Annotated in this window: 22 protein-coding genes and 1 pseudogene; 15 read left to right on the forward strand and 8 right to left on the reverse strand. The window is 59.2% G+C overall.

Going from position 1 to position 19656, the window contains the following annotated elements:
- The first annotated feature begins 67 nt into the window (after positions 1–67).
- The 3 genes from KW062_RS00085 (at position 68) to KW062_RS00095 (ending at position 1057) form a co-directional block, all read left to right on the forward strand.
- The gene (locus KW062_RS00085; RefSeq protein WP_027616824.1) at positions 68–430 is read left to right on the forward strand and encodes a cupin domain-containing protein; all 363 of its coding nucleotides are present in this window, start codon (positions 68–70) and stop codon (positions 428–430) included.
- Between the two features lie 84 nt (positions 431–514).
- A complete protein-coding gene (locus tag KW062_RS00090) occupies positions 515–718 on the forward strand; it encodes an I78 family peptidase inhibitor (RefSeq protein WP_027616823.1) in 204 nt (67 codons plus the stop codon).
- Between the two features lie 120 nt (positions 719–838).
- Positions 839–1057 carry an I78 family peptidase inhibitor gene (locus tag KW062_RS00095; protein WP_027616822.1) on the forward strand — a complete coding sequence of 73 codons (219 nt, stop codon included), beginning with the start codon at positions 839–841 and terminating at the stop codon, positions 1055–1057.
- Between the two features lie 81 nt (positions 1058–1138).
- Here KW062_RS00095 and rpmG read toward each other — a convergent pair whose 3' ends face one another.
- Together rpmG and rpmB are read right to left on the reverse strand one after the other, a co-directional pair.
- The gene (gene rpmG / locus KW062_RS00100; RefSeq protein ID WP_003177274.1) at positions 1139–1294 is read right to left on the reverse strand and encodes a 50S ribosomal protein L33; all 156 of its coding nucleotides are present in this window, start codon (positions 1292–1294) and stop codon (positions 1139–1141) included.
- Between the two features lie 11 nt (positions 1295–1305).
- The gene (gene rpmB, locus KW062_RS00105) at positions 1306–1539 is read right to left on the reverse strand and encodes a 50S ribosomal protein L28 (RefSeq protein WP_003177273.1); all 234 of its coding nucleotides are present in this window, start codon (positions 1537–1539) and stop codon (positions 1306–1308) included.
- A 469-nt stretch (positions 1540–2008) separates the two neighbouring features.
- Here rpmB and KW062_RS00110 point away from each other — a divergent pair, with 469 nt between their 5' ends.
- The gene (locus tag KW062_RS00110) at positions 2009–3595 is read left to right on the forward strand and encodes an ABC transporter substrate-binding protein (RefSeq protein WP_105753571.1); all 1587 of its coding nucleotides are present in this window, start codon (positions 2009–2011) and stop codon (positions 3593–3595) included.
- 105 nt (positions 3596–3700) lie between these two features.
- On the opposite strand, the gene radC is transcribed toward KW062_RS00110, so the two are convergent.
- The gene (radC, locus tag KW062_RS00115; protein ID WP_105753570.1) at positions 3701–4375 is read right to left on the reverse strand and encodes a RadC family protein; all 675 of its coding nucleotides are present in this window, start codon (positions 4373–4375) and stop codon (positions 3701–3703) included.
- Positions 4376–4509: 134 nt separating this feature from the next.
- On the opposite strand from radC, the gene coaBC reads away from it, so the two are divergent.
- The 4 genes and pseudogenes from coaBC (at position 4510) to argB (ending at position 8741) form a co-directional block, all read left to right on the forward strand.
- The gene (gene coaBC / locus KW062_RS00120; protein ID WP_027616819.1) at positions 4510–5718 is read left to right on the forward strand and encodes a bifunctional phosphopantothenoylcysteine decarboxylase/phosphopantothenate--cysteine ligase CoaBC; all 1209 of its coding nucleotides are present in this window, start codon (positions 4510–4512) and stop codon (positions 5716–5718) included.
- Positions 5719–5723: 5 nt separating this feature from the next.
- A complete protein-coding gene (dut, locus tag KW062_RS00125) occupies positions 5724–6179 on the forward strand; it encodes a dUTP diphosphatase (RefSeq protein ID WP_027616818.1) in 456 nt (151 codons plus the stop codon).
- A 262-nt stretch (positions 6180–6441) separates the two neighbouring features.
- Positions 6442–7818, forward strand: a pseudogene (locus tag KW062_RS00130) (phosphomannomutase/phosphoglucomutase); the annotation flags it as partial.
- Positions 7819–7835: 17 nt separating this feature from the next.
- A complete protein-coding gene (gene argB, locus KW062_RS00135; RefSeq protein WP_027616816.1) occupies positions 7836–8741 on the forward strand; it encodes an acetylglutamate kinase in 906 nt (301 codons plus the stop codon).
- 108 nt (positions 8742–8849) lie between these two features.
- Here argB and pyrE read toward each other — a convergent pair whose 3' ends face one another.
- Complete coding sequence (pyrE, locus tag KW062_RS00140) at positions 8850–9494, reverse strand: orotate phosphoribosyltransferase (protein WP_027616815.1); 645 nt, start codon at positions 9492–9494, stop codon at positions 8850–8852.
- An 82-nt stretch (positions 9495–9576) separates the two neighbouring features.
- Here pyrE and KW062_RS00145 point away from each other — a divergent pair, with 82 nt between their 5' ends.
- On the forward strand, positions 9577–10356 hold the full coding sequence (locus KW062_RS00145; RefSeq protein ID WP_003176915.1) for an exodeoxyribonuclease III: 780 nt from the start codon (positions 9577–9579) through the stop codon (positions 10354–10356).
- 104 nt (positions 10357–10460) lie between these two features.
- On the opposite strand, the gene gltS is transcribed toward KW062_RS00145, so the two are convergent.
- The 3 genes from gltS to rph form a co-directional block, all read right to left on the reverse strand.
- Positions 10461–11666, reverse strand: coding sequence for a sodium/glutamate symporter (gene gltS, locus KW062_RS00150; RefSeq protein WP_105753568.1), 1206 nt, complete (start codon positions 11664–11666; stop codon positions 10461–10463).
- A 379-nt stretch (positions 11667–12045) separates the two neighbouring features.
- Positions 12046–12414: a DUF4870 domain-containing protein gene (locus tag KW062_RS00155; RefSeq protein ID WP_027616813.1), complete on the reverse strand. Its 369-nt coding sequence runs from the start codon at positions 12412–12414 to the stop codon at positions 12046–12048.
- Between the two features lie 29 nt (positions 12415–12443).
- Positions 12444–13166, reverse strand: a complete 723-nt coding sequence (rph, locus tag KW062_RS00160; protein ID WP_027616812.1) for a ribonuclease PH — start codon at positions 13164–13166, stop codon at positions 12444–12446.
- A 269-nt stretch (positions 13167–13435) separates the two neighbouring features.
- Here rph and KW062_RS00165 point away from each other — a divergent pair, with 269 nt between their 5' ends.
- From KW062_RS00165 to KW062_RS00190, 6 genes are all read left to right on the forward strand, one after another.
- On the forward strand, positions 13436–14299 hold the full coding sequence (locus KW062_RS00165; RefSeq protein WP_027616811.1) for a YicC/YloC family endoribonuclease: 864 nt from the start codon (positions 13436–13438) through the stop codon (positions 14297–14299).
- A 12-nt stretch (positions 14300–14311) separates the two neighbouring features.
- Positions 14312–14932, forward strand: a complete 621-nt coding sequence (gene gmk / locus KW062_RS00170; RefSeq protein ID WP_027616810.1) for a guanylate kinase — start codon at positions 14312–14314, stop codon at positions 14930–14932.
- A 168-nt stretch (positions 14933–15100) separates the two neighbouring features.
- Entirely contained in the window at positions 15101–15364 is a 264-nt protein-coding gene (rpoZ, locus tag KW062_RS00175) for a DNA-directed RNA polymerase subunit omega (protein WP_003177259.1), read from the forward strand.
- Between the two features lie 57 nt (positions 15365–15421).
- Positions 15422–17527, forward strand: a complete 2106-nt coding sequence (gene spoT, locus KW062_RS00180; protein ID WP_027616809.1) for a bifunctional GTP diphosphokinase/guanosine-3',5'-bis pyrophosphate 3'-pyrophosphohydrolase — start codon at positions 15422–15424, stop codon at positions 17525–17527.
- A gap of 24 nt (positions 17528–17551) precedes the next feature.
- Complete coding sequence (locus KW062_RS00185; protein WP_003229509.1) at positions 17552–17932, forward strand: RidA family protein; 381 nt, start codon at positions 17552–17554, stop codon at positions 17930–17932.
- Between the two features lie 55 nt (positions 17933–17987).
- Positions 17988–18728, forward strand: a complete 741-nt coding sequence (locus tag KW062_RS00190) for a hypothetical protein (RefSeq protein ID WP_027616808.1) — start codon at positions 17988–17990, stop codon at positions 18726–18728.
- A 40-nt stretch (positions 18729–18768) separates the two neighbouring features.
- Here KW062_RS00190 and KW062_RS00195 read toward each other — a convergent pair whose 3' ends face one another.
- The gene (locus tag KW062_RS00195; protein ID WP_105753567.1) at positions 18769–19629 is read right to left on the reverse strand and encodes an SDR family oxidoreductase; all 861 of its coding nucleotides are present in this window, start codon (positions 19627–19629) and stop codon (positions 18769–18771) included.
- Between the last annotated feature and the right edge of the window lie 27 nt (positions 19630–19656).

A 19656-nucleotide genomic window follows, 5' to 3' on the forward strand; every position in this document is an offset into this window, starting at 1 on the left:
TCATTTTAATAAACATAGACTCGGCGTTTTCCAACCACTCGCGTCGCATTCACGGGGGATTACAAGAATGAGCATCCAGGACATCGTCGACTTCAGCCAAGCCACCACTGCCGCCGAGCGCTATCGCCCGGATCCGGCCAAAGTCCTCAAGGGCGATCCGGAGCAGACCGTCTTCAACCATTACAACAGCCCTTGTGGGCAGTTGAACGCCGGGGTGTGGGAGGGTGCGGTCGGCCAATGGACGGTGAATTTCACCGAGCATGAATACTGCGAAATCGTCCAGGGCGTTTCTGTTCTGCGCGACCAGGACGGCAATGCGAAGACCCTGCGCGTTGGCGATCGGTTTGTCATCCCCGCCGGCTTCAAAGGCACCTGGGAAGTGCTGGAACACTGCCGCAAGATCTATGTGGCGTTTGAGGCAAAAGCCTAACTATTTACCGCATCGCGGGTCATTTTCCGGAGGAGGATTGCCCTGTCCATTCGGACATCTCACTTCATTAATGGAATAATGAACATGACCAACGAACAAGCACTGCAAGCACTGCAACACCTGATCGGCCAGCCTTACACCACTTCCGTGAAGGCTACTGTCAGCCAACTGACCGGCCGTGACCGCGTTGTAGGTGCCGGCGAAGTCGCGACCAAAGAGATGGATGCTGCGCGCATTCATATCGTTGCCAATGCCAGCGGCAACATTGAAGCATTCCGCTTCGGTTGAGACGCGTTGCACCGCTAAGCGCACAATGAAAAAGGCCCGCCTCTCGTGAGACGGGCCTTTTTCCATATCAGCACGGGAGCGCACAGGATGTCCGCCACCCGAAACCTGCAAGGAGGCACAATGCCTGATACACAAGACCTGTGCGATGTTTCGATCGCCCAATACACAGTAGGCCAGACGTTCACCCCGCAACTGCTCGAAGAGGTTCGCGCCAGGGCCAATGGCGCACCGGTAAGGGTCACCGGCCCGCGCTATGCCTCGGATCGCAAGCGAGTGCCGAATCGCATCAGCCTGCTGACCAATGCCGACAGAGTCATCGTCAGCATTCAGTGCGGTTGACTGCCTGACGGCTGTTCGCGGCGCAACAAAAAAGGCCCGTATCTCGCGATACGGGCCTTTTTCGTAAGAGGGAAAAATCAATTACTTGATTTTGCCTTCCTTGTAGATCACGTGCTTGCGAACAACCGGATCATATTTCTTGATCTCGATTTTGTCCGGGGTAGTACGCTTGTTCTTGTCGGTAGTGTAGAAGTGACCAGTACCGGCGCTCGAGATCAAACGAATCAATTCACGCATGATTAGCTCCCTTAAACCTTGCCATCGCGACGAAGTTCGGCCAGCACGACGCTGATGCCGCGCTTGTCGATGATACGCATGCCTTTGGCGGATACGCGCAGACGCACGAAACGTTTCTCTTCTTCAACCCAAAAGCGGTGATGCTGCAGGTTCGGCAGGAAACGACGACGGGTTTTGTTGTTTGCGTGGGAAATGTTATTCCCGGTTACCGGACCCTTACCGGTAACTTGACATACTCTAGACATGCCTCAGCCCTCTAAAACCACATGCCCAACCCGGCATGGGTTGGCCGCTTAATCTCTAGTCATTGTGGCGCCAGGCGCCGCGTTTCTTTAGAGGTCTTACCGGCTACACCTACAGTGAAGGAACCGGGCCCCTAGAAAAGAGCGCTGCTTTATACCAGAAAGACCTCAGGGCAACAACTATTGGTGTAAATAGAGTTTTCCAAAAGCCCGGTTTTACGGCGCCAGGCGCTTTGGATAAAGGCTATCAGTGGGAAAGACCACTCGTCGCAGAACATCGACAAAGCGGCTCACCCTCAAGCTACACCGGCGCTACTTTACGCTAATTCGCAGCATGGCGGGACCTTGCCCGCCTATTAGAAGCACCGACAAATTGAAAAAGGGGATAGTCATTTGCAAGACAGGCCACTAGGGTAAGCCTTTTCCAGACTGCACTCGCAGATGGGCCTTCGATCTGCAAAGGAATCCACACATGCGCCTCGCTGCCCTACCGCTGTTGCTCGCCCCACTCTTGCTGAGCCCACTGGCCCAGGCTGCCGCCCTGAGCGTCTGCACCGAGGCCAGCCCGGAGGGCTTCGATGTCGTTCAATACAATTCGCTGACCACCACCAACGCATCGGCCGACGTATTGATGAATCGCCTCGTGGACTTTGACACCCGCAGCGCCAAGGTGATCCCGAGCCTGGCCGACAGCTGGGAAGTCTCGGCCGATGGCCTGACGTACGTGTTCAAACTGCACCCGCAGGTTAAGTTTCACCGCACCGACTATTTCAGTCCGACCCGCGAAATGACCGCTGAAGACGTGAAATTCAGCTTTGATCGCATGCTCGATCCGGCCAACCCCTGGCACAAAGTCGCCCAAAGCGGCTTCCCCCATGCCCAGTCGATGCAGCTGCCCGCATTGATCAAGAAAATCGACGCCCTTGACCCGCTGACCGTGCGCTTCACTCTTGACCACGCCGATTCAACCTTCCTCGCGACCCTGAGCATGGGCTTCGCTTCAATCTATTCGGCGGAATACGCGGATCAGTTACTCAAGGCCGGCACCCCGGAAAAGCTCAATAGCCAACCGATCGGCACCGGCCCCTTCGTTTTTGCGCGCTTCCAGAAAGACGCTTCAATTCGCTACAAGGCCAACCGCGACTACTTCGCGGGCAAGCCTGCAGTCGATCCCCTGATATTCGCTATCACCCCGGATGCCAACGTGCGCCTGCAAAAACTGCGGCGTAACGAGTGCCAGATTGCCCTGTCGCCCAAACCGCTGGATGTCCAGGCCGCCACCCAGGAGCCCACCCTCAAGGTCGAGAGCACGCCGGCGTTCATGACCGCCTTCGTGGCGATCAACAGCACTCACCCACCTCTGGACAAGCCGGAAGTGCGCCAGGCGATCAACCTCGCGTTCGACAAGCCGAGCTATCTGAAGGCAGTCTTCGAAGACACTGCGCAAGCCGCAAACGGGCCTTACCCGCCCAATACCTGGAGCTATGCCAAAGACCTGCCCGACTATCCCAAAGACCTGGCCAAGGCTCGAGCGTTGATGACCAAGGCCGGCCTCAAGGAGGGTTTCCAGACCACCATCTGGACGCGCCCCTCCGGCAGTCTGCTCAATCCCAACCCGAGCCTGGGCGCCCAACTGCTGCAGGCTGACCTGGCGGAAATCGGCATTCAGGCAGAAATCCGCGTGATCGAATGGGGCGAGTTGATTCGTCGCGCCAAGGCCGGCGAGCATGATCTGCTGTTCATGGGTTGGGCCGGCGACAACGGTGACCCGGACAACTTCCTGACACCGCAATTTTCCTGCGCCGCAGTCAAGTCGGGTACCAACTTTGCGCGGTATTGCGACCAAGGCCTGGATAAGCTGATCAGCGCCGGCAAGACCACCACCGAGCAAGGCGTGCGCAGCAAGCTCTATGAACAGGCCCAGGCGCAGATTCATCAGCAGGCCCTTTGGCTGCCACTGGCCCACCCTACTGCCTATGCCCTGACGCGCAAGGACGTTCAGGGTTATCAAGTCAGCCCGTTTGGCCGCCAGGACTTTTCCAAGGTCAATATCAAGTAACCCGCAGAACCTGTAGGAGCAAGCCTGCTCGCGATGGCGTCGTTTCAGTCATCTTGTGTGCGTTGATCGCGAGCAGGCTCGCTCCGATTACAGGGGGCTCGGCGCTCACATCCAGCCGTATTCGGCCATCGACAAGGGATCACCGTCTCCCACGATAAAGTGGTCAAGCACCCGCACGTCAACCAGCTCCAGCGCCTCCTGCAGGCGCTTGGTGAGCATTCGGTCAGCCTGGCTGGCCTCCGCATGCCCGGAAGGATGGTTGTGGCACAGGATCAATGCTGCCGCGTTGTGTGCCAATGCGCGCTTGACCACCTGGCGTGGATGGACGCTGGTGTTATCGATCGAACCGCGAAACAGCGTCTCGAATGCCAGCACCCGATGCCGGGTATCCAGAAACAGACAGCCAAACACCTCATGCGGCTCGTGCCGCAACATGGCTTTGAGGTAGTTGCGCACGTCATCCGGACTCTTGAGCACCGATTCAAGGCTCAAGCGCTCCGCCAGGTGACGGCGAGCCATCTCGAGCACTGCCTGCAACTGGGCGAACTTTGCCGGGCCCAGCCCCAACTGGCTGGCGAATGCCTGCTGGTCCGCCTCGAACAGACTGCGCAGGCTGCCAAATTGCTTCAGCAGGTGCCGCGCAAGGTCGACGGCACTTTTCCCAGCGACCCCGGTGCGCAGGAAAATAGCCAGAAGCTCAGCGTCCGACAGGCTCGCCGAACCCAGTTCCAGAAGTTTCTCTCGCGGCCGTTCCGTCGCCGGCCAATCCCGAATGCTCATAGCACCTCCCTGTATGTGGGCGCCGCTGTTCCGTTGCGGTCGCTGTGATATCGTAGCCCATCTTTTTTGCAGGCGATTTCACCCTGGGGAGGGGGTTTCGCCATGCAGTCATCAACGAAATGAAAGGCAGACCTATGCAGCGGCTGTATCGGAAACGCATCGTTCTGGGCGTCGGCGGCGGCATTGCGGCCTACAAGAGCGCCGAACTGGTTCGCCGCCTGATCGACCAGGGCGCAGAAGTGCGCGTGGTCATGACCCGTGGCGGCAGCGAGTTCATTACCCCGCTAACCATGCAGGCGCTCTCCGGGCACCCGGTGCACCTGGACCTGCTGGACCCGGCCGCCGAAGCCGCGATGGGCCACATCGAACTGGCCAAATGGGCAGACCTGGTGCTGATCGCACCGGCCACCGCGGACGTGATCGCCCGCCTGGCCCAGGGCATCGCCAACGACCTGCTGACCACCCTGGTACTGGCCACCGACGCCATCGTCGCCTTGGCACCCGCCATGAACCAGGCCATGTGGCGCGACCCGGCTACCCAGGCCAATACCCAATTGCTCGAGAGCCGGGGTCTCAAGGTCTTCGGCCCGGCGTCAGGTAGCCAGGCCTGCGGCGACGTGGGCATGGGCCGCATGATGGAAGCCGATGACCTGGCCCAATGTGCCGCCGACTGCTTCCAGCGCCAGGCATTGACCGGCCGCCACGTCCTGATCACCGCCGGCCCGACCCAGGAAAACATCGATCCGGTGCGCTACATCACCAACCACAGCTCCGGAAAAATGGGTTTCGCCCTGGCTGAAGCCGCTGTCGAAGCGGGCGCCCGCGTCACCTTGATCACCGGTCCGGTGCATTTGCCGACGCCAGATCGAGTCACGCGCATCGATGTGGTCAGCGCTCGCGACATGCTCGCCGCCTGTGAAGCCGCGATCCCGTGTGACCTGTTTATTGCCTCCGCCGCGGTTGCAGACTACCGCCCGGAAGTCGTTGCGCCACAAAAACTCAAGAAAGACCCTACGACCGGCGATGGTTTTGTCCTGCAAATGGTGCGTAACCCAGACATTCTGGCCACCATTTCCACCCGCCCCGATCGTCCGTTCAGCGTCGGCTTCGCCGCCGAGACCGAACACCTGCTCGATTACGCCGCACGCAAGCTCAAGGACAAGAACCTCGACTTGATCGTCGCCAATGACGTGGCCAACCCCAGCATTGGCTTCAACAGCGAGGAAAACGCTTGCAGCGTGATCGACCGTGAACTGCAAGCCACCCTTTTCGCCCAGACCAGCAAGGGCAAGATTGCCCGCCAGCTGATCACTTTTATCGCCGAACGTCTGAACCAGGTTTAACTCGTATGCACGCTTTGCAAGCCAAAATCCTCGACCCACGCATCGGCCGCGAATTCCCGCTGCCCCAGTACGCCACCCCTGGCTCCGCCGGCCTTGACCTGCGGGCCATGCTGGACCAGGACACGGTGATCAAACCGGGTGAAACCCTGCTGATCCCCACCGGCCTGTCGGTGTACATCGGCGATCCGGGCCTGGCGGCACTGATCCTTCCGCGTTCGGGCCTGGGCCACAAACACGGCATCGTACTGGGCAACCTGGTTGGCCTGATCGACTCCGACTACCAGGGCCCGCTGATGGTGTCCTGCTGGAACCGTGGCCAGACTGATTTCACCATGACCGTCGGCGAGCGCCTGGCGCAGCTGGTGTTGGTGCCGGTTGTGCAAGCGCACTTCGAAATGGTTGAGGAATTCGTTGAAACCGAGCGCGGCGCTGGCGGTTTCGGCCACTCCGGGACCCAGTAACCGGGAAAAACCCGTCATGGCGAGCAGGCATTCCTCGCCATGAATTTCAGATTGTCATCTGCAAGGTTTAGCGCCGAAATTCAAGGCATTGGCGAGCCAAAGCCACGCCAGACAAGGCGTCATGGCCCTTTCATACCACGAACTCTGGGTGGAAAACGCCGTCATACCCTTCAGTTTGAGCCTGCCGTCGAATTGAATCGCCGGCGTGTCCCGCCACTTTCGAGATGGAGCATTTGTGCAGATGAGCAGCCCCGCCCCTGTCGCCCCGACGCTACCCGACAGCATCTTCCGCGCCTACGACATTCGCGGCACGGTGCCTGAATTCCTCAATGCCGAAACCGCCTACTGGATCGGCCGCGCCATCGGCTCGCAGAGCCTGGCCCAAGGCGAGCCGAACATTTCCGTCGGCCGTGATGGTCGTTTGTCCGGCCCCGAGCTGGTTGCCGAACTGATCCGCGGCATCGCTGAAAGCGGTTGCCATGTCAGCGACGTCGGCCTCGTGCCGACACCCGCGCTGTACTACGCCGCCAACGTGCTGGCCGGCAAGTCCGGGGTGATGCTCACTGGCAGCCACAACCCGTCGAACTACAACGGTTTCAAGATCGTCATTGCCGGCGACACCTTGGCCAATGAGCAAATCCAGGCGCTGCACGAGCGCCTGAAAACCAACAATCTGACCAGCGGTCAGGGCAGCGTGACACGGGTTGAAATCCTCGACCGCTATACCACTGAAGTCGTCCAGGACATCAAGCTGGACCGACGTCTGAAAGTGGTGGTCGATTGCGGTAACGGCGCCGCGGGCGTCATTGCCCCGCAATTGATCGAAGCGCTGAATTGCGAAGTCATTCCGTTGTTCTGCGAGGTCGACGGCAATTTCCCCAACCACCACCCGGACCCGGGTAAACCGGAAAACCTGGTCGATTTGATTGCCAAGGTCAAGGAAACCCAAGCTGACATCGGCTTGGCCTTCGACGGCGACGGCGACCGCGTCGGTGTGGTGACCAACACCGGGACCATCGTCTTCCCTGATCGTCTGCTGATGCTGTTTGCTCGCGACGTGCTGGCCCGCAATCCGGATGCGCAGATTATTTTCGACGTCAAATGCACCCGCCGTCTGATCCCGCTGATCAAGGAATATGGCGGCCAGTCGCTGATGTGGAAGACCGGTCACTCGCTGATCAAAAAGAAAATGAAGCAGTCCGGCGCTTTGCTGGCCGGCGAAATGAGCGGCCATATCTTCTTCAAGGAGCGTTGGTTCGGTTTCGACGACGGCATCTACAGCGCCGCACGCCTGCTGGAAATCCTCAGCCAGGAAAAATCCAGCGCTGAAGAGCTGTTCGCGACCTTCCCGAACGATATTTCCACGCCGGAAATCAATATCCATGTGACCGAAGAGAGCAAATTCAGCATCATTGATGCACTGCACGACGCCCAGTGGGGCGACGGTGCCGACCTGACCACCATTGACGGTGTGCGAGTCGACTATGCCAAAGGCTGGGGCCTGGTACGCGCCTCCAACACCACACCGGTGCTGGTACTGCGCTTCGAGGCCGATGACGAGGCTGAATTGCAGCGCATCAAGGATGTGTTCCACACCCAACTGAAGCGTGTTGCACCTGATCTCCAACTACCGTTCTGATTCACCCGGAGCCCTGAATGACCCTCGAACGCGAAGCCGCCGCCCACACCGCCCAGGTCCTGTCCGAAGCGTTGCCCTACATCCGACGTTATGTCGGCAAGACCCTGGTGATCAAATACGGCGGCAACGCGATGGAAAGCGAGGAGCTGAAAACCGGCTTCGCCCGCGACATCGTCTTGATGAAAGCCGTGGGTATCAACCCGGTGGTCGTTCACGGCGGCGGCCCGCAGATCGGTGATCTGCTCAAGCGCCTGTCGATTGAAAGCCACTTTGTCGACGGCATGCGCGTCACCGATGCTGCGACCATGGACGTGGTAGAAATGGTCCTCGGCGGCCAGGTCAACAAAAGCATCGTCAACCTGATCAACAGCCACGGTGGCAGCGCCATTGGCCTGACCGGCAAAGACGCCGGGCTGATTCGTGCGAAGAAGCTCACCGTGACGCGCCAGACCCCGGAGATGACCCAACCGGAAATCATCGACATCGGTCAGGTAGGCGAAGTGACGGGCATCAACACCGAACTGCTGAACCTGTTGGTCAAGGGCAACTTCATTCCGGTGATCGCGCCAATCGGCGTAGGTGACAATGGCGAGTCTTACAACATCAACGCCGACCTGGTGGCCGGCAAGGTGGCCGAAGCGCTGAAAGCCGAGAAGCTGATGCTGCTGACCAACATCGCCGGCCTGATGGACAAGTCCGGGCAAGTCCTGACCGGCCTGACCACCCAGCAAGTTGACGAACTGATCGCCGACGGCACCATTTACGGCGGCATGCTGCCGAAGATCCGTTGCGCACTCGAAGCGGTGCAGGGCGGCGTGGGTAGCTCGCTGATCATCGACGGTCGCGTGCCGAATGCGATCCTGCTGGAAATCTTCACCGACACCGGTGTCGGCACCCTGATCAGCAATCGCAAGCGTCCGTAAGCAACAGCGCAGACAAAAAGACCCCGCTCAGCCTGGCTAAGCGGGGTCTTTTTTATTCAGCGAACAACCTGTGGGAGCGGGCTTGCCCGCCCCCACACAGATTTATGGTCAAACGCCGAACTGTGCGCGGTACGCTTCCACGGCTGGCAGATGCTGCTTGAGCTGCGGATCGTCTGCAAGGAATTCCAGCACCTGGTTCAGCGAAACGATGCTGATCACCGGAATCCCGAAATCGCGCTCCACTTCCTGGATCGCCGACAATTCACCATTGCCGCGCTCCTGGCGGTTCAGCGCAATCAACACGCCGGCGGCCTTGGCACCGTCCTGGGAAGCAATGATCTGCATCACTTCACGGATTGCCGTGCCCGCCGTGATCACGTCGTCGATGATCAACACTTCACCGGTCAACGGCGCGCCCACCAGGCTGCCGCCCTCGCCGTGGGCCTTGGCTTCCTTGCGGTTGAAGCACCAAGGCAGATCACGATCGTGATGCTCGGCCAGCGCCACCGCAGTGGTGGCCGCCAAAGGAATGCCCTTGTAGGCCGGGCCAAACAGAACATCAAAGGAAATACCGCTCTCGGCGATGGCCGCGGCGTAGAAACGCCCCAGCTGCGCCAGCGCCGAACCCGAGTTGAACAGGCCAGCATTGAAGAAGTAAGGACTGGTACGCCCGGACTTCAGGGTGAACTCACCGAAGCGCAAAACGCCGCGATCGATGGCAAAACGAATGAAATCGCGTTGATACGCTTGCATGCAAAAAACCCCAAATACCACGGATTTAGCTAATTAGCTTGACGCCGTGTATCATACACGCACGCGATTTTTGGGGCCATTTATGCGGATCATCAGTGTGAACGTCAATGGTATTCAGGCGGCAGTCGAGCGCGGTTTGCTCAGTTGGCTGCAAGCCCAGAATGCCGACGTCATCTGCTTGCAGGACACCCGCGCCTCCGCCTTTGAACTGGACGATCCAGCCTTCCAACTGGACGGCTACTTCCTTTATGCCTGCGATGCCGAAGTTCCCGCCCAAGGCGGTGTGGCTTTGTATTCGCGGCTGCAACCGAAGGCGGTCATCAGCGGTCTCGGTTTCGAGACGGCAGACCGCTACGGGCGCTACCTGCAAGCCGATTTCGACAAGGTCAGCATCGCGACCTTGCTGCTCCCTTCGGGGCAGAACGGCGATGAAGACTTGAACCAGAAGTTCAAGCTAATGGACGATTTCGCCCGTTATCTCGATAAACAGCGGCGCAAGCGGCGCGAGTACATCTACTGTGGCTCGCTGTACGTGGCGCAACAGAAGCTGGATATCAAGAACTGGCGAGACAGCCAGCAATCCCCGGGCTTCCTGGCGCCTGAGCGTGCCTGGATGGACGAGATTGTCGGTAACATGGGTTACGTCGACGCCCTGCGCGAAGTCAGCCGTGAAGGCGATCAGTACAGCTGGTGGCCGGACAACGAACAGGCTGAGATGCTCAATCTGGGCTGGCGTTTCGACTATCAGTTGCTGACCCCGGGCCTGCGTCGCTTTGTGCGCAGCGCACGCCTGCCACGTCAACCGCGGTTCTCGCAACACGCGCCGTTGATCGTGGACTATGACTGGACGCTGACGATCTAAGCAGCCGATCACTGACGGTCTAAAAGACGATCACGAAAATGCCCGTATCGCAGGATACGGGCATTTTTTTGCGCTTTACCCAAGTGTTTCCCGCGCGCCACACTTCAAGCTGCGGTAAAAAACGGCAACGCCAGATACAACTTGATCACGATGACATTGACAATGTCGATGAAGAAAGCGCCGACCATTGGCACCACCAGGAACGCTATCTGCGAAGGGCCGTAACGTTGCGTTACCGCTTGCATGTTAGCGATGGCCGTTGGCGTGGCACCCAGACCGAAACCGCAATGCCCTGCCGACAATACCGCCGCATCATAATTACTGCCCATGATCCTGAACGTCACAAAAATGGCGAACAGTGCCATGACCAGCGTTTGCACAGCCAGAATGATAAATATCGGCAATGCCAATGCAGCCAGGTCCCACAGTTTAAGTGACATAAGTGCAATCGCCAGGAACAGCGACAAACTGACATTTCCCAGCACAGAAACTTCACGCTCAAATACCTGATACATGCCAAGCGCTGAAAGTCCGTTTCTTAAAAGCACGCCGACAAACAAAACACACACAAAGGTCGGCAACTCAAACGCAGTTCCCAGCAGCAGGCCATTGAGCAGAGTACCCGCCAAAAGACTGACCGCAATCAGAGCCAGGGTTTCGATAAACGAAAATGGCGTAATTGCACGCTCCTTGTTTGGCTGCTCAAAGCCTTTTGGACACTGCGGCTTTCCATGGTCTAGACCCGGAGTTTTGACGCGACCAATGAGCAGGCGCGCAACTGGACCACCAATCAAGCCGCCCAGCACCAAGCCAAAGGTCGCGGATGCCATCGCCAGTTCAGAGGCGGAGGCCAGGCCGTACTTTTCACTGAAGGTCGCCCCCCACGCAGCGCCGGTACCATGGCCGCCTGCCAATGTAATAGAGCCTGTCAGCAGGCCCATCAACGGATCGAGCCCCAGCGCCTTGGCAAGTCCGATACCCATGGCATTTTGTACAACCAGAAGCCCGGTAACCGCCAGCAGGAAGATCCCCACCACCCGGCCACCTTTCTTCAAACTCGCGAAGTCGGCACTCAAGCCAATGGTGGCAAAAAACGCCAGCATCAACGGCGTTTGCAGCGAAGTATCAAATCGAACTTCGATATCCAGTACACGCAAGATCAAAAGAAATAGAGCAACTACCAGTCCGCCTGCTACAGGTTCAGGAATATTGTAAGTGCGCAGAAATCCGAAACGGGCAACGAGACCACGCCCTAATAACAGCACTAAAGAAGCGGCGACAAGCGTCCCATAAAAATCGAGCTGAAGCATTTGTAAGTTCTTTATCATATATCCAGAGGCGAACTGTTTACCTGGACACGCCTCTTGAACAGGTTGATTCGTCTCAACACCGGCTAGCTTTTAATTCAACGACCGTCAATGGCCCGAATATATCGAAATATTTCTGAGCGAATATTACGTGGCGCAACTTTATCAATCGTCAAATCCAATTGCCAAGCTTACAAGGCATTGCAGCTTGTAACTGGATATTTGATATATCAGCCATTTATTGGAATGAGTTTTATTTACCTGGCCGCCATCGAGCAATATGACAGAAGAACCCAACCGCAGAAAAACAAATGCCCCGACAGGTCGGGGCATTTTCTTTATCTGCAGTGGACCGCGCTTCCTTCAGCGGCAGCGCCCTGGCTTACTTGATCAACCGCCAGGTGAACGGATACCGATAAGGCACCCCTTCATTGGCTTTCACCCCGGCAATGATCGTCAGTACTAACGCACCGATGGCCACTAGGCCGAACAGGAAAAAGCCGATTACCACTACCATCAACAGCAGGCAGATGGCCGAAGCGATGGCCACGCTGATCTGGAAATTCAGTGCCTCTTTGCCCTGATCGTCGATGAATGGGTCAGTTTCCCGCTTCATCTGCCACAGAATCAGCGGCCCGATCAGAGAACCAAAGGGTACCCAGATCCCCAGCAAGGCCGAGAGATGGCAGAACATCGCCCACTGGCGAACCTGACGGCTCGGCACGGGCAGTGGAAGTTGCTCATCACTCATGACGCTCTCCTTGCCGGCAACGGGATCTATCAGTCCGCCAGCGCGGCTTGTTGCAGGGCGAAGATTTCGCCCATGCCTTTCTTCGCCAACTCGAGCATCGCGGTCAGCTCTTCCGGCTGGAACGGCGCGCCTTCGGCAGTGCCCTGGACCTCGATGAAGCCACCAGTGCTGGTCATCACCACGTTCAGGTCGGTCTCGGCAGCGGAGTCTTCGAGGTAGTCGAGGTCCAATACCGGCTCGCCCTGGTACATGCCGACCGAAACCGCGGCAATCATTTGTTTGAGTGGATCGCCGCCCTTCAGGCCGCCGCGCTTCTTGATCACTTTCAGTGCATCGACCAGGGCCACCATGGCGCCGGTGATCGAGGCAGTACGGGTACCGCCGTCAGCCTGGATGACATCGCAATCGACGTACAGGGTCACATCGCCCAGTTTGGACATGTCCAGCGCGGCGCGCAGGGAGCGGCCGATCAGGCGCTGGATTTCCAGGGTGCGACCGCCTTGCTTGCCGCGGCTCGCTTCACGCTGGTTACGCTCGCCGGTGGCGCGCGGCAGCATGCCGTACTCAGCGGTCAACCACCCTTGGCCCTGGCCCTTGAGGAAACGCGGCACGCCGTTCTCGACGCTGACGGTGCAGATCACCTTGGTGTCACCGAACTCGACCAGTACAGATCCCTCGGCGTGTTTGGTGTAGTTGCGGGTGATGCGGATCGAGCGGAGCTGATCGGCAACGCGACCACTTGGACGTTTCATAGAGGAACACCTGTACAGAGGACGGAAAACTACCCGGCATTATAGGTCGCCCGCGCCCGCCTGGGCACTTCTAAAAAAAACCGGCGACGAGCGAAGGCTCTACAACGCATGCCGCAACGCACTGTCGGGCTTTGACACGCGTCCGGTTTGGGAGCATCCACTGCACTGCGCTACAATCCTGCGCCTTTACAGCCTGTGGGCTTTAATTCATTCAATCAGGAGCGTCGAACCTCATGGTTTGGCGCCGACCTGTATCGCGAGGTACCTCCATGGTGCACAGCATGACCGCCTTCGCCCGCGTCGAAAAAGCCGGCAGCCAGGGCACCCTGAGCTGGGAGCTGCGCTCGGTCAACAGCCGCTACCTCGAGCCGCACCTGCGCCTGCCGGAGTCATTCCGCGACCTCGAAGGCAATGTGCGCGAGGCGCTGCGCCAGGGCCTGTCGCGCGGCAAGCTGGAGTGCACACTGCGCTTTACCGAAGAAAGCACCGGCAAGACGCTGCAGATTGACCAGGCACGCGCTGCGCAACTGATTGCCGCCGCCGAGACGGTCGCCAGCCTGATCACCAATCCCGCCGCCCTCAACCCGCTGGAGGTGCTGGCGTGGCCTGGCGTTCTGGTGGGCGATGCGACTGACCCGCAAGCCTTGAATGCCGAGGCGCTGGCGCTGTTCAACCAGGGCCTGAAAGAACTCAAGGCCGGCCGTGAGCGCGAAGGTGCGGAACTGGCACGCCTGATCAACGAGCGCCTGACCTCGATTGAACAAGACGTCGTGACCCTGCGGGAACTGGTGCCACAAATGCTCGCCACCCAGCGCCAGAAAGTCCTCGACCGCTTTGCCGACATGCAGGCCGAGCTCGATCCGCAGCGTCTCGAGCAGGAAATGGTGATGCTCGCGCAAAAGAGCGACGTCGCCGAAGAACTGGACCGCCTGAGTACCCATATCATTGAAGTCCGCCGCGTACTCAAGTCCGGTGGCGCCGCCGGCCGACGCCTGGATTTCCTGATGCAGGAACTCAACCGCGAAGCCAACACCCTGGGCTCCAAGGCCTTCGACCCGCGCAGCACCCAGGCGGCAGTCAACCTCAAAGTGTTGATTGAGCAAATGCGCGAACAAGTGCAGAACATAGAGTAAGGCTACCCCGACATGACCCACAGCACCGGCACCCTGTACATCATTTCCGCACCTTCGGGCGCGGGCAAAAGCAGTCTGGTCAAGGCCCTGACCGACGCCGACCAGGAGATTCGCGTTTCCGTTTCCCACACCACCCGCGCCATGCGCCCCGGTGAAGTGAACGGCGTGAACTATCACTTCGTCGAGCGCAGCGAGTTCGTCAAGATGATCGAGCATGGCGACTTTCTCGAGCGCGCCGAAGTGTTCGGCAATCTCTACGGCACGTCGCAAAGCCACCTGCAGCAGACGCTGGATGAAGGCCACGACCTAATCCTGGAAATCGACTGGCAGGGCGCCGAACAGGTGCGCAAACTAATGCCCCAGGCCCGCTCGATCTTCATTTTGCCGCCGTCACTGCAGGCCTTGCACCAGCGCCTGACCAACCGCGGCCAGGACAGCGACGAGATCATCGATGGCCGCATGCGCGAAGCGGTCAGCGAGATGAGCCACTACGTCGACTACGACTACCTGATCATCAACGATGACTTTGCCCACGCCCTGCACGACCTGAAAGCGATTTTTCGGGCCAATCAGTTGCATCAAAAACGCCAGCAGCAGCGTCACGGCAAATTATTGGCCGAACTGCTGGGTTGAAACAGCACTTCCCAAAACAGCTGCAAGGGCTTTACATTGGTACTTGCAGCGCGTTGAAGGGCTTGGTTAAAAAATCAGCGCTTCCCTAATCGCTGGTGATTTTTTAAACTGTTGAGTCCGCTCGCCCAACCGGGCAGCGCGCATATTGCATTCGCTCCGAGGAATACCATGGCCCGCGTAACCGTTGAAGACTGCCTAGAACACGTGGAAAACCGCTTTGAGCTGGTCATGCTCTCTACCAAGCGTGCCCGTCAACTGGCCACCGGCGGCAAAGAGCCACTGGTCCAGTGGGAAAACGACAAGCCTACCGTAGTCGCCTTGCGCGAAATCGCCGAAGGCCTGATGAGCTACGAGTTCATCGCCAATGCTGAAATCGTCGAAGACGAACCGCTGTTCGCAGCGTTCGAGGACGAGTCCAACGAGGCCGTCTAAGCCTATGCCTGGTCGACGTAGCACGGCGCGGGATCACAGCTTGTGGCAGGAGACATCATGCCCAGCATAGACGCCCTCGCCGATCGCTTATCGACCTACCTCGGCAATGACCAGGTCAATCTGGTCCGCCGAGCGTACTTCTACGCCGAACAAGCCCACGACGGCCAACGCCGCCGTAGCGGCGAGGCGTACGTCACGCATCCTCTTGCCGTGGCCAATATTCTTGCCGACATGCACATGGACCATCAGAGCCTGATGGCCGCGATGCTGCATGACGTGATCGAAGACACCGGGATCGCCAAGGAAGCGCTGCAAGCGCAGTTCGGCGAAACCGTGGCCGAATTGGTCGATGGGGTCAGCAAACTGACCCAGATGAACTTCGAGACCAAGGCCGAAGCCCAGGCCGAAAACTTCCAGAAAATGGCCATGGCCATGGCTCGCGACATTCGCGTGATCCTGGTCAAGCTGGCCGACCGCCTGCACAACATGCGCACCCTGGAAGTACTGTCCGGTGAAAAGCGCCGACGCATCGCCAAGGAAACCCTGGAAATCTATGCCCCCATTGCCAACCGGCTGGGCATGCACGCCATCCGCATAGAATTCGAAGACCTCGGTTTCAAGGCCATGCACCCGATGCGCTCCGCGCGGATCAATCAGGCGGTCAAACGCGCCCGGGGCAACCGCAAGGAAATCGTCAACAAGATCGAAGAGTCCCTGGGCCATTGCCTGGCGATCGACGGCATCCAAGGCGAAGTCAGCGGTCGGCAGAAACACCTGTACGGCATCTACAAGAAAATGCGCGGCAAGCGTCGGGCCTTCAACGAGATCATGGACGTGTATGCGTTCCGGATCATCGTCGACAAGGTCGACACCTGCTACCGCGTGCTGGGTGCCGTGCACAACCTGTACAAGCCTTTGCCAGGACGCTTCAAAGATTACATCGCAATCCCCAAGGCCAACGGCTACCAGTCGCTGCACACCACGCTCTTCGGCATGCATGGCGTACCGATCGAAATCCAGATCCGCACCCGTGAAATGGAAGAGATGGCCAACAATGGCATCGCCGCGCACTGGCTGTACAAGTCCAGTGGCGACGAGCAGCCAAAAGGCACCCACGCCCGCGCCCGTCAGTGGGTCAAGGGCGTGCTGGAAATGCAGCAGCGTGCCGGCAACTCGCTGGAATTCATCGAAAGCGTGAAGATCGACCTGTTCCCGGACGAGGTCTACGTGTTCACGCCCAAAGGCCGGATCATGGAGCTGCCCAAAGGCTCCACGGCGGTCGACTTCGCCTACGCGGTGCACACCGATGTGGGCAATAGCTGTATTGCCTGCCGGATCAATCGCCGTCTCGCGCCGTTGTCCGAACCGCTGCAGAGTGGTTCCACCGTCGAGATCGTCAGCGCTCCCGGGGCACGACCGAACCCGGCCTGGCTCAATTTTGTGGTCACCGGCAAGGCCCGCACACACATTCGCCATGCCCTGAAACTGCAGCGCCGCTCCGAGTCCATCAGCCTTGGCGAACGCCTGCTGAACAAGGTTCTCAACGGTTTCGACAGTTCGCTGGAGCAAATCCCGGCCGAACGCATCAAGGCGATGCTTGCCGAGTACCGCCTGGAGCTGATCGAAGACCTGCTGGAGGACATTGGCCTGGGCAACCGCATGGCCTATGTCGTGGCGCGCCGCCTGCTTGGCGAAGGCGAACAACTGCCAAGCCCCGAGGGCCCGCTGGCGATCCGCGGCACCGAAGGCCTGGTGCTCAGTTATGCCAAATGCTGCACGCCGATCCCGGGCGACCCGATTGTCGGCCACCTGTCCGCAGGCAAAGGCATGGTCGTGCACCTGGACAACTGCCGCAATATCAGCGAAATCCGCCACAACCCGGAAAAATGCATCCAGCTCTCGTGGGCCAAGGATGTCACCGGCGAATTCAATGTCGAGTTGCGCGTCGAGCTGGAGCACCAGCGCGGTTTGATCGCGTTGCTGGCCAGCAGCGTCAACGCCGCCGACGGCAATATCGAGAAAATCAGCATGGACGAGCGCGATGGTCGCATCAGCGTGGTTCAACTGGTGGTCAGCGTGCACGACCGCGTACACCTGGCCCGCGTGATCAAGAAACTGCGCGCCCTGACCGGGGTGATCCGTATCACCCGCATGCGTGCCTAAGCCATTTATTACAAGGAGTCATATATGACCAAGACCGTTATCACCAGCGACAAGGCCCCGGCTGCCATCGGCACCTACTCCCAGGCAATCAAGGCTGGCAACACCGTCTACATGTCCGGTCAGATCCCGCTCGATCCAAAAACCATGGAACTGGTCGAAGGCTTTGAAGCCCAGACCGTTCAGGTATTCGAGAACCTCAAGGCCGTTGCCGAAGCCGCTGGCGGCTCGTTCAAGGACATCGTCAAACTGAACATCTTCCTCACCGACCTGAGCCACTTCGCCAAGGTCAACGAGATCATGGGCAAGTACTTCGACCAGCCTTACCCTGCCCGCGCCGCCATCGGCGTGGCTGCCCTGCCGAAGGGCTCCCAGGTAGAAATGGACGCCATTCTGGTCATCGAGTAACACGCCCGGCGCAACCTCCACGGTTGCGCCAGCTCCGCCCCCAAAGGATTTCCTCATGCGCAAAGCGCTAGCTCTCTCATTGCTTGCGGTGTTTCTGGGCGGCTGTGCCAGTGACCCCGCAGACCGCGACATCAGCGGCACCTGGATCAACCAGGCGGCAATCGATGCGGCCGCCAAGGGCGTTCCACTGCGTGAAGCACTGCAAGCCAACGGCCCGAACCTGGAATGGGACGTCAATACCAGGGCCAGTCAGGCGCGCTACACCAACGGTTTTGAGAATGTCGAAGGCAAGGTCCTGGGCGAGCAATCCGGCGCCTGGAAGATCGAGATCTATGGCAGCTCCGGCACCGAATTGAAACGTGACGGCAAGCAACTGCAACAGGTGGCCAACGACAACGAGCCAGAGCAGCTGTTTGACCGCCCCAAAGACGTCGTTCCGGAAGGCGCGCCGCTGGGTGCCAGCTTCGAGCGCGCCCTGTACGCCGCGTACCTGGGTGGCAGCTGGAAGATCGTCGACGGCCAGGGCCAGGGCAACACCGTGCAGTTCCAGGCTGATGGCGCCGTCCAGGGCTTGCCGGGAGCCGATCGCTACGCCCTGTGCCTGGCAGGCGACTGCGCCTCAATGAGCGGCGGCAACGACACCATTTGGCTGCAACTCAACGGCCAGGGTAATCCGTGGATCTTTACCCGCAAGGGTAACGACCTGGAGATCTTCCAGGCAGTGAACCGGGCGCAGGCCGACGAAGTACCGTCGTTCGCCCCGGGCAATCGTCAATGGACACTGGAAAAGCAGTGATCCTCGCCGCAGCAGGAGCGAGTGTGCTCGCTCCTGTCATTCACTGAGGCCGATCTGCCAATATTGCCGCATAGCCCTCACGGAAGCTCGGATACCTGGGCTCCCAGCCCAACGCCTTGATCCGCGCATTACTGCAGCGCTTGCTGCCCGTACGACGCACGCTGGAATCTTCCGCCCATTCGGTAACGCCCAGATACTCGCGTAGCCAGGCCACGACCTCTGCCAGGGGTGCCGGCGCATCGTCGACACCGATATAGCAATCTTCCAGCTTGCGCCCGTGCTGATTGGCCTCAAGCAGAAAGGCCAGCAAGCCAGCAGCGTCATCGGCATGAATACGATTGCCATACAACGGCGGATCGACCGCCACCCGATAGCCTCTGCGCACCTGAGTCAGCAACCACTCGCGCCCCGGACCATAAATACCGGTCAAACGCACCACGCTGGCCGGAATCCCACTGCCGAGTGCCACTTGCTCGGCCTCGCGCATGATGCGCCCGGAGTACGCCGACGGCTGGGCTGGCGAACTCTCATCGATCCATGAACCATCCTTTTGCTCATAGACGCTGCTGCTGGAGACGAACAACAAGCGCTCCGGCACCTGACCGTAATCCTCGAGCCAACCCAGCACATGGCGCAGGCCCTGAACATAAGCCGCACGGTAGCCGGCCTCATCGTGATCGGTGGCGGCAGCGCAATACACCAGGTAATCCACCGCACCCACGGGCCAGTTTTCTGGACAGTCCTCGCTGAACAAATCACCAGCGATGCCGATCACCCCTGCGGGCAAGCGCGCGACGTTGCGGCGCAAACCGTAGACCTGCCAGCCTTTTGCCAGCATTTGCTCGGCCAAACGGCTGCCGACATCGCCACAACCAGCGATCAAAACAGTAGGCGCTGACATCGAAAATCCTCTCAAACAAAGGCACAG

This window comes from Pseudomonas fluorescens (assembly GCF_019212185.1).
In the GTDB taxonomy this organism is placed as follows: domain Bacteria; phylum Pseudomonadota; class Gammaproteobacteria; order Pseudomonadales; family Pseudomonadaceae; genus Aquipseudomonas.

What these genes read in the sequence shown, in the direction of transcription:
- KW062_RS00085 (WP_027616824.1), top strand. Translation starts at nt 68, where the DNA reads ATGAGCATCCAGGACATCGTCGACTTCAGCCAAGCCACCACTGCCGCC.
- KW062_RS00090 (WP_027616823.1), top strand. Translation starts at nt 515, where the DNA reads ATGACCAACGAACAAGCACTGCAAGCACTGCAACACCTGATCGGCCAG.
- KW062_RS00095 (WP_027616822.1), top strand. Translation starts at nt 839, where the DNA reads ATGCCTGATACACAAGACCTGTGCGATGTTTCGATCGCCCAATACACA.
- rpmG (WP_003177274.1), bottom strand. Translation starts at nt 1,294, where the DNA reads ATGCGTGAATTGATTCGTTTGATCTCGAGCGCCGGTACTGGTCACTTC.
- rpmB (WP_003177273.1), bottom strand. Translation starts at nt 1,539, where the DNA reads ATGTCTAGAGTATGTCAAGTTACCGGTAAGGGTCCGGTAACCGGGAAT.
- KW062_RS00110 (WP_105753571.1), top strand. Translation starts at nt 2,009, where the DNA reads ATGCGCCTCGCTGCCCTACCGCTGTTGCTCGCCCCACTCTTGCTGAGC.
- radC (WP_105753570.1), bottom strand. Translation starts at nt 4,375, where the DNA reads ATGAGCATTCGGGATTGGCCGGCGACGGAACGGCCGCGAGAGAAACTT.
- coaBC (WP_027616819.1), top strand. Translation starts at nt 4,510, where the DNA reads ATGCAGCGGCTGTATCGGAAACGCATCGTTCTGGGCGTCGGCGGCGGC.
- dut (WP_027616818.1), top strand. Translation starts at nt 5,724, where the DNA reads ATGCACGCTTTGCAAGCCAAAATCCTCGACCCACGCATCGGCCGCGAA.
- argB (WP_027616816.1), top strand. Translation starts at nt 7,836, where the DNA reads ATGACCCTCGAACGCGAAGCCGCCGCCCACACCGCCCAGGTCCTGTCC.
- pyrE (WP_027616815.1), bottom strand. Translation starts at nt 9,494, where the DNA reads ATGCAAGCGTATCAACGCGATTTCATTCGTTTTGCCATCGATCGCGGC.
- KW062_RS00145 (WP_003176915.1), top strand. Translation starts at nt 9,577, where the DNA reads ATGCGGATCATCAGTGTGAACGTCAATGGTATTCAGGCGGCAGTCGAG.
- gltS (WP_105753568.1), bottom strand. Translation starts at nt 11,666, where the DNA reads ATGCTTCAGCTCGATTTTTATGGGACGCTTGTCGCCGCTTCTTTAGTG.
- KW062_RS00155 (WP_027616813.1), bottom strand. Translation starts at nt 12,414, where the DNA reads ATGAGTGATGAGCAACTTCCACTGCCCGTGCCGAGCCGTCAGGTTCGC.
- rph (WP_027616812.1), bottom strand. Translation starts at nt 13,166, where the DNA reads ATGAAACGTCCAAGTGGTCGCGTTGCCGATCAGCTCCGCTCGATCCGC.
- KW062_RS00165 (WP_027616811.1), top strand. Translation starts at nt 13,436, where the DNA reads ATGGTGCACAGCATGACCGCCTTCGCCCGCGTCGAAAAAGCCGGCAGC.
- gmk (WP_027616810.1), top strand. Translation starts at nt 14,312, where the DNA reads ATGACCCACAGCACCGGCACCCTGTACATCATTTCCGCACCTTCGGGC.
- rpoZ (WP_003177259.1), top strand. Translation starts at nt 15,101, where the DNA reads ATGGCCCGCGTAACCGTTGAAGACTGCCTAGAACACGTGGAAAACCGC.
- spoT (WP_027616809.1), top strand. Translation starts at nt 15,422, where the DNA reads ATGCCCAGCATAGACGCCCTCGCCGATCGCTTATCGACCTACCTCGGC.
- KW062_RS00185 (WP_003229509.1), top strand. Translation starts at nt 17,552, where the DNA reads ATGACCAAGACCGTTATCACCAGCGACAAGGCCCCGGCTGCCATCGGC.
- KW062_RS00190 (WP_027616808.1), top strand. Translation starts at nt 17,988, where the DNA reads ATGCGCAAAGCGCTAGCTCTCTCATTGCTTGCGGTGTTTCTGGGCGGC.
- KW062_RS00195 (WP_105753567.1), bottom strand. Translation starts at nt 19,629, where the DNA reads ATGTCAGCGCCTACTGTTTTGATCGCTGGTTGTGGCGATGTCGGCAGC.